The sequence below is a fragment of the Methylomonas koyamae genome, from assembly GCF_006483455.1.
Classification (GTDB): domain Bacteria; phylum Pseudomonadota; class Gammaproteobacteria; order Methylococcales; family Methylomonadaceae; genus Methylomonas; species Methylomonas koyamae_B.
In genome coordinates this window covers 50,789-60,681 of the sequence record NZ_PPPU01000002.1, presented here as the reverse complement: position 1 = coordinate 60,681, position 9,893 = coordinate 50,789, and the positions used below count along the sequence as shown (strand labels likewise).

Annotated in this window: 9 protein-coding genes; 5 read left to right on the top strand and 4 right to left on the bottom strand. The window is 58.7% G+C overall.

Annotation, left to right across the window (positions count from 1 at the left end; genetic code table 11):
• Together C2U68_RS00585 and C2U68_RS00580 are read right to left on the bottom strand one after the other, a co-directional pair.
• On the bottom strand, positions 1–1,568 hold a 1,568-nt coding region (locus tag C2U68_RS00585; protein WP_140910561.1), incomplete at its 3' end, for a hybrid sensor histidine kinase/response regulator.
• A 172-nt stretch (positions 1,569–1,740) separates the two neighbouring features.
• Positions 1,741–2,274, bottom strand: coding sequence for a hypothetical protein (locus tag C2U68_RS00580; RefSeq protein ID WP_140910560.1), 534 nt, complete (start codon positions 2,272–2,274; stop codon positions 1,741–1,743).
• 623 nt (positions 2,275–2,897) lie between these two features.
• On the opposite strand from C2U68_RS00580, the gene C2U68_RS00575 reads away from it, so the two are divergent.
• The 4 genes from C2U68_RS00575 to C2U68_RS00560 all read left to right on the top strand — a co-directional run bounded on the left by C2U68_RS00575 (position 2,898) and on the right by C2U68_RS00560 (position 5,691).
• Complete coding sequence (locus C2U68_RS00575) at positions 2,898–3,653, top strand: DUF1566 domain-containing protein (protein WP_186289455.1); 756 nt, start codon at positions 2,898–2,900, stop codon at positions 3,651–3,653.
• Positions 3,650–4,369 (top strand): DUF1566 domain-containing protein, encoded by a 720-nt coding sequence (locus tag C2U68_RS00570; RefSeq protein ID WP_140910558.1) that lies wholly within the window; start codon positions 3,650–3,652, stop codon positions 4,367–4,369. The genes C2U68_RS00575 and C2U68_RS00570 overlap by 4 nt, the downstream gene beginning before the upstream one ends.
• Before the next feature lie 40 nt (positions 4,370–4,409).
• Positions 4,410–4,718, top strand: a complete 309-nt coding sequence (locus C2U68_RS00565; RefSeq protein WP_140910557.1) for a hypothetical protein — start codon at positions 4,410–4,412, stop codon at positions 4,716–4,718.
• A gap of 106 nt (positions 4,719–4,824) precedes the next feature.
• Entirely contained in the window at positions 4,825–5,691 is an 867-nt protein-coding gene (locus tag C2U68_RS00560; RefSeq protein WP_260839147.1) for an alpha/beta fold hydrolase, read from the top strand.
• Positions 5,692–5,695: 4 nt separating this feature from the next.
• On the opposite strand, the gene C2U68_RS00555 is transcribed toward C2U68_RS00560, so the two are convergent.
• Complete coding sequence (locus C2U68_RS00555) at positions 5,696–6,766, bottom strand: helix-turn-helix transcriptional regulator (protein WP_140910556.1); 1,071 nt, start codon at positions 6,764–6,766, stop codon at positions 5,696–5,698.
• Positions 6,767–7,123: 357 nt separating this feature from the next.
• Between C2U68_RS00555 and C2U68_RS00550 the strand changes: the two genes are divergently transcribed.
• A complete protein-coding gene (locus C2U68_RS00550) occupies positions 7,124–9,217 on the top strand; it encodes an ATP-binding protein (RefSeq protein ID WP_140910555.1) in 2,094 nt (697 codons plus the stop codon).
• 11 nt (positions 9,218–9,228) lie between these two features.
• On the opposite strand, the gene C2U68_RS00545 is transcribed toward C2U68_RS00550, so the two are convergent.
• The gene (locus C2U68_RS00545) at positions 9,229–9,879 is read right to left on the bottom strand and encodes a response regulator (protein WP_140910554.1); all 651 of its coding nucleotides are present in this window, start codon (positions 9,877–9,879) and stop codon (positions 9,229–9,231) included.
• Between the last annotated feature and the right edge of the window lie 14 nt (positions 9,880–9,893).

Below are 9,893 nucleotides of genomic sequence, written 5' to 3'. Positions count from 1 at the left end.
AAGATGGCGTCCGGTGCAAAGCCCGCGTCCAGCTCGGCAAAGGCTTCGCCGGCCGAAGCCACGCACACGGCGCTGATGCCCCAGGCGCAGAGCAAGGCTTCCCAGGCGCTGCGGACTTGCGGCTCGTCGTCGACCACCAGACAGCGGCCGTGCAGCCGGGTATCGCCGCCCAGCGTCAAGGGCAGCGTCTCGCGCACCGCCAAGCGGCGCTCGCCGGTCTCCGCCGCCGGCAGCCGCAACCAGAAGCGGGAGCCCCTGCCTTCGTGCGAATTCAAGCCCTGGCTGGCACCCATCAGATCGGCGCAGCGGGCCACCACCGCCAGCCCCAGGCCATGGCCGGCATTATCGATGCGCCAGGCATGCTCGGGGCGGAAGAACGGCGAATACACCCGCTGCTGATCGGCCTGAGCGATGCCGACCCCGGTATCCCAAACTTCGAATTGCCATTGCCCGGCCCGGCGGCGCACCGCCATCAGCACTCCGCCGCGCTGGGTATAACGCAACGCATTCTGCATCAGATTAATCATCGACTGCCGCAGCAACAGCGGATCGGCGCTGACCAACGCCTTGCCGCCGCTGGTGCGGACCCGCAAGTCGATGGTGCGAGCCTGGGCTTCCTCCCGAAACAGGGTTGCGATATCGGTCATCAGCGGATCGATCGCCACCGGTTGCAGTTTCACCGGTTGCGCGCCGAGCTCGATCTTGGATAAATCGAGTAACGAATTGAACATCTGGGTCACGGACTGCACGCTTTGCCGCAAATCCTGCAGGGCCGGCCGCAACTCGGCGGCGCGGTTGCGGCGGGAAATGGATTCGATCAAAAAGCCCATGGCATGCACCGGTTGGCGCAAGTCGTGAGCGGCCGTGGTCAGAAACCGGTTTTTGGCATAGAGCGCCGCTTCGGCTTCTTCTTTGGCTTGCCGGTAACCTTGCTCCAGTAAAATCTGCTGCAGAAAAAAGCGATGGACCAGTATGGCGTGTTTGTAGATCGAGAAGATATACAAGGCGGTCAACGGCATCACGTAGGGCCAATGTTCCGGAAATACCCAAGGGATTAAGATGGTTGTGATGCCCCAGCCGGCAGCGAAAAATCGCTTAAAACAACTGAGTACCGGCGACTGATGAGTGGCATTGCCGGCCACAATCGAGGCGCTGGTGACCAAAAACAGGATGGCAAACTCGAACGGGTAAGGCGCGCAGGACATGATTACTATCGGTAGCGACAAACCGAATCCATAGACTAGCGCCAGTCCATGCACCCGCGGTAACCAATGGCTGATCGCCTGCTCGGCGTCCAATCGCGTGCAATCGGCCTTGAAACGGTTAAACAGCAGTTTCACCAATAGCGCTACCAGGCTGAAGCAACCGGCCCAAGTCCAAAACGGCACTGCACTCCTGCCAATTTGGTGTAACCAGACGATGAAAGGGGTTGCCACCACCGGGAACAAAGTGAAACCCAACACGATGCGGGCGAAGCTGAGGTCCAGTAGGCGCAATTGGCCGCTGGCGCTGATTTCCGACAAGCTACCCGCGCCTTGTCGAGCCGATTTCGCAATAAGTTTTGCCACTTCGCTACTCCAATACCGGTCAGGTGATTGCGGTGCCCGTATCTTTCCGAATTAATCCGTTTGCCAAGGGGCGGGCCGGCTGTCGGCAGCGGTGCAACGGGCGGCAAAGTCAAGCGGGCAATCTTGCCAAACCGCCGCGACAGAGTCGATCCGCTTGCACCGGCGCAGCGGATTATGGGCGCTTTTTAGAGCGAAAGGCAGCTATCGCAATCAGGCCGGATAGAAACGGCCATACCGCGGCTGGCAATGGCACCGGCGCCGGCGCCAATCTGGCTGACCAGTTATTGCTTGGAATGACCGGTCCGCTCCAGGTGCCGTTGATAATTTCCGTGCCGGATACAGCCAATTCCGCGAAGTAATTCGTCAAGCCGATGCCGCGCGCCGGTTGTACGATCTCGAATCCGGATAATTCGATTTCCCGATTGGCGAAAAGGGTTCCGGTGAACCGCTCGCGGCCGAATGAGCCGTTACTGCCCACCCAATCGAAATATCCGGTCAAGGACAGGCTGTCCCCGATCGCTATTTGCGTTTCGAACACCAGGGTCGAACCGTTCCAGCTGACGCCGCTGGTGTCGCCCCCGGATACTAGCCAGGTACCGGAAGTCAAATCGACATTTACCGGAGCAGCATTCGCCGTTTGCGAAACCATCGCCAGAAGAACGAGAAGCAGCGTAAGCAAACGGATAGCGTTATTTTTTAAATTCATTGTTTGTACTCCAAAAAGGTAGAGGGTATTTAGAAATCTTTGAGCTGTTGGATATCTGGGTATCTGCTACCTCCTTCGGTCGCCTGCCGTTGCAATGAGTTTGAGTGGCGCCTGCGTTCCGTCGCCCCGCTTTTGGAGGCTGATGTGCATGCTCCATGCTGATGTCAGCGGCCAATCCCTAGTCCTCCAAATAGGTTGCGGTGCCGGATAACGGCGGCAACCGCAACGGAAGCCGCCGTTACCTGACAAACCTCTCGATCTGCCGCTGGCAATCGGCCGCCGCGATGGGCGCTGGCCGGCAAGTGTCGTATGGCTCCGTTCGGCGTGAAGTGGCATAAGCGGAAGACGTGGTATTCAGCAAACACGCCGGATCTCGACATTGGCGTTGTTAGGTGACTTGGCGCCCGTGCCAATCGAATTTCAGACAATTCGTTCCAGATCAAACCTGGTTAAAACATACAATTAAATTGCATCTTAACAGGCCGGCTACGGCTTTCGATACCCCACTCCGGTAGGGTTCCCCAGCGCCATTTGCCTTTCGATAATGCCGGCCAGGCTTGGCATCCTTGACCGGTTTACCGAGTTGACGAATCCGCTCGAGAACTACTGTTTGGAGAAAAATGATGAAACCTAAAGCTTTTCGCACATGGCTGGCCTTGCTCGGCTCGCTGGCTGCCGGCAGTGTGCAGGCGCAGCTATTCGACCGCGGCGGCGGTCTGATCTACGACAGCGACCTTGATGTTACCTGGCTGGCCGACGCCAACTATGCCAATACCAGCGGCGCCTATACCCCCGGCAAGATGAGTTGGCAAAACGCCGTGGCCTGGGTGGATGGGCTGACTTACGCGGATAGCGTGCGCGGCACCACCTACGACGACTGGCGTTTGCCGACTTTCCAAGACTTGGGCGCGGCGGGCTGCGACTACGGCTACAGCGGCACCGACTGCGGTTTCAACGTCGCCTTAACCAGCTCGGAACTGGCCCATTTGTTCTACGGCGATTTTGGGAATAAGGGCTTTTCTGATTCGCGCGGCTTGCCCCAGCCCGGCTACGGTCTGGTCGACGATCCGGCCACGCCCGACGACGAAAGCCTGTTCAGTAATCTTCAGTCCTTCAGTTATTGGCTGGGCACCAGTTACAGCGGCGACAGCAACAAAGCCTGGTATCTGAGCACCTCGACCGGTATGCAAAACTACATCGGCAAAGGTAGCCAATTTTACGTCCTGGCCGTGCGCGACGGCGATGTCACCGCAGTACCGAACCCGGAAAGCTACATCCTGTTTTTATCCGGCCTGGGCCTGATGGCCGGGCGGATCGGCCGACGTCGCAGCGGCGCCAGTCCGATTGAATCGATCCATTTGCGAGGAAAAATCCTATGAATTGTAAACGCACCTTATTGGCGGTCGCGATGGCTGCCACGATCAACTTGACTGACGCCCAAGCGGCGCTGCTGGACCGCGGCGGCGGCATGCTGTACGACACCGTCCTGAACGTGACCTGGTTGCAGGACGCCAATTACGCCAAGACCAGCGGCTACGACGCCGACGGCAAGATGAATTGGTACGAGGCGATGGCGTGGGCGGAACAACTGGAGTTCGGCGGCTTCGGCGATTGGCGGCTGGCCAGCATCAAACCGGTCAACGGCATTGCCTACAACGAGAACTATTCCGCCGACGGTTCGACCGATTACTCCTGGAACGTCACCAGTCCGAATTCCGAGTTGGGGTATATGTACTTCGTTAACCTGGGGTTAACTGCCTATCAGTTTCCAGATGGTAGCGACAACCCAAATTTCGGGATTTTCCGCGACGGCCGCACCGGCGGCCAAACCGATGTCGGCTTGGTCAAAAATCTGCAATCGGATAATTACTGGTCCGGCAACGAGGTACCTAGCCGTACCGACGAAGCCTGGTTTTTCCCGACCACGATAGGCATGCAACAAACTTGGTACAAAAACAATCTCGCCTCAAGCATGTATGCCTGGGCAGTCCGCGACGGCGACGTTGCGGCGGTACCGCTCCCCGCTGCGGTCTGGCTGTTCGGCGCCGGTTTGGCCGGACTGTTGGGCAGCGGCAGACGGCGCCTGACAGACTGAATAGCACGCTTCAATTAAGAAAATTCAACCAGGAAATCCAATGACGAATCAAAAAATTTGGCTGTATGCCGGTTTGTTTTTAACGCTTGGCGGCTGCGCGGCCTGGGCCGTGACCCAAGACGCGTTGGTGGATCGCACCGCCCACGCCTTGGGACTGGAAAAGAACCAGTTCAAAATCGAGAACCGGGTGGATGACGGCGTCACCACCCGCTATTCGGTGAAGACGGACAGCGGCCAGCAATACAATTGCTACGTCGGCGGCTCGATCTCGGTGCTGGGGCGGATGGTTTCGGAAGCGATCTGCAGCAAAAAAGGCGAGCCGGCCAGAAATCCGTTATTGGGCCAATGACGCGATTTCTGCAATGTGGGCTAGCCGTTCAGGCGGTATCGAACCGGGATCGCCGCGGCGGCGATGCCGTCCCTGCAACTTCGGTTGATCGATTGCATCCCCGGCGATGAAGCTAGCGCTTTCGACCGCGGCCATGCTGCCCTTGTTGGCCGGCCTGCTGAACGGCTGTGGCGGGAACCTTCCCCAGGTGGCGACGACCAATGTCGCCGGCCGCCAAGTGGAATTTGCCTTGAGCCGGCACGATACCTTGCCGGTGGTGTTCGAAACCGGGCTGGGCGGACACTTCACTTGGTGGGAGGAGGTCTATCCGCCAATCGCCGAGTCGGCAACGGCCTTGGTTTACAACCGCGCCGGTATCGGCAACAGCGATGCAGTCGCATCGCCGCGCGACGGCCGCCATGTGGTGCAAGAGCTGCGCGAATTGCTGATTAGCCAGAAACTGGCGCCGCCCTATGTTCTGGTCGGCCATTCGCTGGGCGGTTTGTACCTGCAATGGTATGCCCGTTACTATCCGCAGGAAGTTGCGGCTTTGATTCTGGTGGATTCCACCCATCCAGCGCAACTGAAAGGCCAGGGGGCTGTGGAACATTGGCCGTTTTGGTGGCGTTGGCTGTTCGAAGTATCGTTGTCGGCCGCGGCCGAAGGCGAGTTCGCCGAAATCGATCGGACCGGCGATGAAGTACTCGCGGCGCCGGTATTTGGCGCCGTGCCGGTGATTGTGCTGAGCGCGGCGCAACCGTTGGCCGATACGTCGTCACTGGCCGTCGATAGCAATCGCAAACGAATGGAGCTGGCCCGGCTCTATCCGGGCGCAATTCAAATTTGGGTGGACAGCGGCCACGCCATGCCGCTGGAACGACCGGAGCCTATCATTTCGGCGATTCGCGAGGTGCTGGCCGCGGTACAGCCCAAGTCCGAACCGGTAACGACGCGGTCGGCGCAAACGCCGGCAGGCGCCGACGCTTCGCGCTAAGCTGCTAGCCGGCCTGCGCCAGCAGCCTGGGCAACAACTCCTCGCGTTGGCCGATATCCAGTTTGGTGTAGATTTTGCCGATGTGGTCTTTGACCGTGGTCAGTTTGATGTGCAGGCGTTTGGCAATGTGATCGTACGACAAGCCTTCGGCAACGCATTGCGCGACTTCCTGTTGCATCGGCGACAGCGGCAAGTCCTGCATCGCCCGCAGAATTTTCAAGGCCACCGGTTCCTGGTGTTCGATGGTGACGCCGATCAGTTGGGAGCCTTGGTCCTGGCAATCGAACAGGCGGTAAGCGCGGAACCAAAATCGCCCGTACGGGTTGAGGTGGCAGAACTGCGGCGGCGGTACGTTTTGGCCGCGATAAACGGCGGTGAGATTGGCGCAAAGTTGCGAGAGACGGCTCAACAAACGGTCTTCGCGGCGGCCGTCGACCAACAGGCGGGGTAATCTGGCCATACTTAATAACTGTTCGGCTTCCCGGCTCTGGCTCAGCAGTTCGCCCTTGCTGTTCATGATCATCATGCCGGTACGGCCGTTCTCGCTGTATTGCGGTTCGGCATGGGCGTTATTGCCCAAGGCGTAGACGATGTATTGCTGCACGTGTCCGAGCAGCATTTGTTCCTTGGTGCCGAACGGAGCCTGGTTTTTGCTGCGGTATAAACCCAGCACGCCGACCGGCCGCCCGTTCTGTGCTACCGGCATCCATAACACGTGGTGCATATCGAACGGCCGGTAAACCAAGTTGTACATGTCGCTACGGTAAAATTCGGGGTCGACGGTGCGAGCGTCGGCGATTGCCGGGTGGTCTTTAAACCAGGCAATCGCCCGTTGCTGCCTTTCCTGAGTGTGGAATTGGGCGACGATGGCCGGAATGGTGTCACGCATCCCGGCCAAATCGAAACCGGCGATGTGGTACTGCGGGTAGAGTCTGGCGTCGGTACCCGAAAACGTATTGTGGTGCGATTGAATCAGAGCCGGCAATGCCCGCAAGAACTCGGCAATCACAATCTCCTTACTCAAACCCGAACAGCACAGCCGGCGCAGATAGGCGATTGCGTTAGATTGTTTCATGGCTTATTTCCCCCACTGGTTATTGTTTTGGGCCGGTCGCCAAACGCTGGCGCTTGCCGGCCTTGCAGTTTCGGGAAAAAGTATGCTGGTATTCGGTAGCCCTAGAAAATATGGCTGACAGCCTATGCCTTTCGGGGTAATCGGCTTTTATGTTAGGGCTTTGTCTGTCTCGATCTTAGCGATAGGCGGGCTTGCAATCTCGGGCCTTGCGCGCCGTTTGCGGCCGGCAGCCGGCCGAGCGCGCTAAGAGGCTAGTCCGAAAGAGATAGGCCGTCGTATCGATTGCAGGGCAGCCACTCAGCCATTATCCTGCAGCCAGCGAAAATGCTCTCCCGATCAAGCTCAGCAGGATCAGCCATGAATAACTCGGACCGGAATCTCGAAGCGCAAATTGAAGTGGAACGGCTATGGGTGACGACCCGGCAGGGCAAATATGTGTTTTTTGTGATGCTGCCGTTTACGATCTTGATTGTGGTCGGCTTGTGGCAGACCGCCGCCCATGGCCTGCTGTTGCTTTGGGCTTTGGTTTTGACGGGTATCAACCTGTTTCGCTGGGTTGTCCTGCACTATTACCACGTGCATAAAACGGCGTTGGTCGACAACGTGCCGAAATTCAAACGCCTGATTATGCTGGGTGCCGCGCTCAACGGTTTTTGGTGGGTCATGTGCCAGGTGTTTTTTTTGGACGCCAACGATCCGGTCAACGTGCTGGTGATTACCGTGCCGACGATCACCCAGGTTGTCGGGGTCATGTTGACCTGGTTTACCTATTTTCCGGCAGTGTTGGTCGTCAACATTCCGGCGACGATTGCGATCGACTATTTCCTGTTAAGCGAAGGCGGCGGCAACTACATCGTACCGGCCATCATTTTTTCGGTGCTGCCGATTATCAGCATTCCCAGCTCGCTAAGGCTGGCCGGGATGCTGAACCATGCCCTCCGCCTGAATTTCGAAAATGCCGCCTTACGCCGCGAGTCCGAGGAAAAATCCCTGTTGCTGGAAACGGCGCTGGAAAATATGGGGCAGGGCATCACGATGTCGGATACGGACGATCTGCTGCGCATGTGGAACCGCCAATTTACCGCCTTGCTGGGCGACGGAGCTGGCACTGTGGACAGCCATGCCAGGCTTTCAGAGTTATTGGCGGCCGCCAACCCGCCGATTGCGATCAGCGCGGAAGGCTCGAGCAATTATCGCGGTCCTGACGGCAAGGTCTACGAAATCCGCCAATCCGGGTTGGCGCACGGCGGCCGAGTTGTCACTTACACCGACATCAGCGATTTAATCAAACGCGAACAAGCTTTGGAAAAAGCCAAGCGCGAGGCCGAACAGGCCAATGCTGCCAAAACCCGGTTTCTGGCTTCGGCCAGCCACGATTTGCGTCAGCCGATACACGCACTGGGCCTGTTCTTCGCCGAATTGTCCGACCGGGTGGCGGCGCCGGAAACCCAGGGTTTGCTGGCCCAGATTGACGATTCGATCGCCGCGATCAATTCGATGCTGAATGCTTTACTGGACGTATCGAAATTGGATGCCGGCGTGGTCAAGCCGGCGATCGAGCCGTTCGCGCTGGATGACTTATTCCAACGCCTGCAAAGCGAATTTCAGCCGATCGCCGCGGAAAACCGCAACCAGCTCAAGATTCGCCACGCCCCATTGCTGGTCAACACCGACCCGGCCATGCTGGAGCGGATGTTGCGCAATCTGATCGGGAACGCGTTACGCCATACCGGGCATGGTCGGGTATTGGTCGCTGCCCGCCGGCGTTGCGGCAGTGCCGAAATCCAGGTCATCGATACCGGCCCCGGTATTCCGGACAATCAGCTCGACGAGATCTTCGTCGAATTTCATCAACTGCATAATCCGGCCCGCGACCGCCGGCAAGGGTTGGGGTTGGGCTTGGCTATCGTCAAGCGTCTGGCGAAACTGCTGAACCATAAGATTCGAGTCAAATCCCGCTTGGGCCACGGCTCTTGTTTCTGTTTGACCTTGCCGTTGGTGGCGGAAGCCGCGATCACCTTGCCCGGTCCCGAGCCGCAAAATGCAGTGTCGCCGTTACATTTGCTGGAGGATAGACGGTTGTTGGTGATCGACGACGATGTCGCGGTGCGGGACGGCATGCGCGGCCTGCTGAGCCGTTGGGGCTGCCGCGTGTTTGCCGCGGCCGACCTGTACCAGGCTTTGGCCGAGATCGACGATCATCAATTGCGGCCCGAATTGGCGATCGTCGATTACCGCTTGCCGGGCGATTTGTCGGGGATCGAGGTGGCGCGGGAACTGCGCCGCCGGTTGGCATATCCGCTGCCGATACTGATCGTCACCGGCGATACCGGGCCGGAACGTTTGCGCGAAGCCGATGCCAGCGGTTTTCCGTTACTGCACAAACCGGTGCAACCGGCCAAGCTGCGCAGTACCTTGCAGTATATGCTCAGCAAAACCGGCCGGGACTGAGCTCGGCGGAATCAGAGTCCTGTGGCCAGCGGCAACAGGCCGAGCCGAGCCGCCGCGGTGACGGCTTGGGTGCGATTGCCGGCATCCAGCGCGCGTAAGATCGCTGCGACATGCAGTTTCACGGTGCCTTCGGCCAGATTCAAGCGGCGGGCGATCGATTTATTCGGCAAGCCTTGCGCCATCAGTTCCAGTACCTCGATCTGGCGTGCGGTCAACGGGTGTTGGCCGGCATCGGTCTCGACTTTCAGCGTTGGCGCAACGTCGAGCTTGCCGAGCAGGCGCGGCGGAACGTAAATATCGCCCTGCAACACGATGCGCAAGGCAGTCAACATCTCGTGCCCGCTGCAAGATTTCGGAATGTAGCCGACCGCACCGGATTCCAGGGCGGCGTTGACGTGTTGCGAGCTTTCCGAGCCGGACAAAACCACGATAGGCACGGTCGGCGCCTGCTCCCGCATGCCCGGTAGGGCGCTGAGGCCGTCTTGCCCCGGCAAATCGATGTCGAGCAACACCAAATCCAGATTGCGGCGGTGGCTGAGCAGATTCGAGGCTTCGCCGGTATTGGCCGCTTCGTGGACCAGCACGTTGCCGTCCAGTTGCTTTAACACATGCAACAGCGCTTCCCGAAACAAGGTGTGGTCGTCGACGATTAATATTTGCATGGTTGGGACAAGTC

Bases quoted from the DNA above. Each gene is read 5' to 3' on its own strand.
- C2U68_RS00570 (WP_140910558.1), top strand. From the start codon at position 3,650: ATGAATTGTAAACGCACCTTATTGGCGGTCGCGATGGCTGCCACGATC.
- C2U68_RS00545 (WP_140910554.1), bottom strand. From the start codon at position 9,879: ATGCAAATATTAATCGTCGACGACCACACCTTGTTTCGGGAAGCGCTG.
- C2U68_RS00575 (WP_186289455.1), top strand. From the start codon at position 2,898: ATGAAACCTAAAGCTTTTCGCACATGGCTGGCCTTGCTCGGCTCGCTG.
- C2U68_RS00565 (WP_140910557.1), top strand. From the start codon at position 4,410: ATGACGAATCAAAAAATTTGGCTGTATGCCGGTTTGTTTTTAACGCTT.
- C2U68_RS00580 (WP_140910560.1), bottom strand. From the start codon at position 2,274: ATGAATTTAAAAAATAACGCTATCCGTTTGCTTACGCTGCTTCTCGTT.
- C2U68_RS00560 (WP_260839147.1), top strand. From the start codon at position 4,825: ATGAAGCTAGCGCTTTCGACCGCGGCCATGCTGCCCTTGTTGGCCGGC.
- C2U68_RS00555 (WP_140910556.1), bottom strand. From the start codon at position 6,766: ATGAAACAATCTAACGCAATCGCCTATCTGCGCCGGCTGTGCTGTTCG.
- C2U68_RS00550 (WP_140910555.1), top strand. From the start codon at position 7,124: ATGAATAACTCGGACCGGAATCTCGAAGCGCAAATTGAAGTGGAACGG.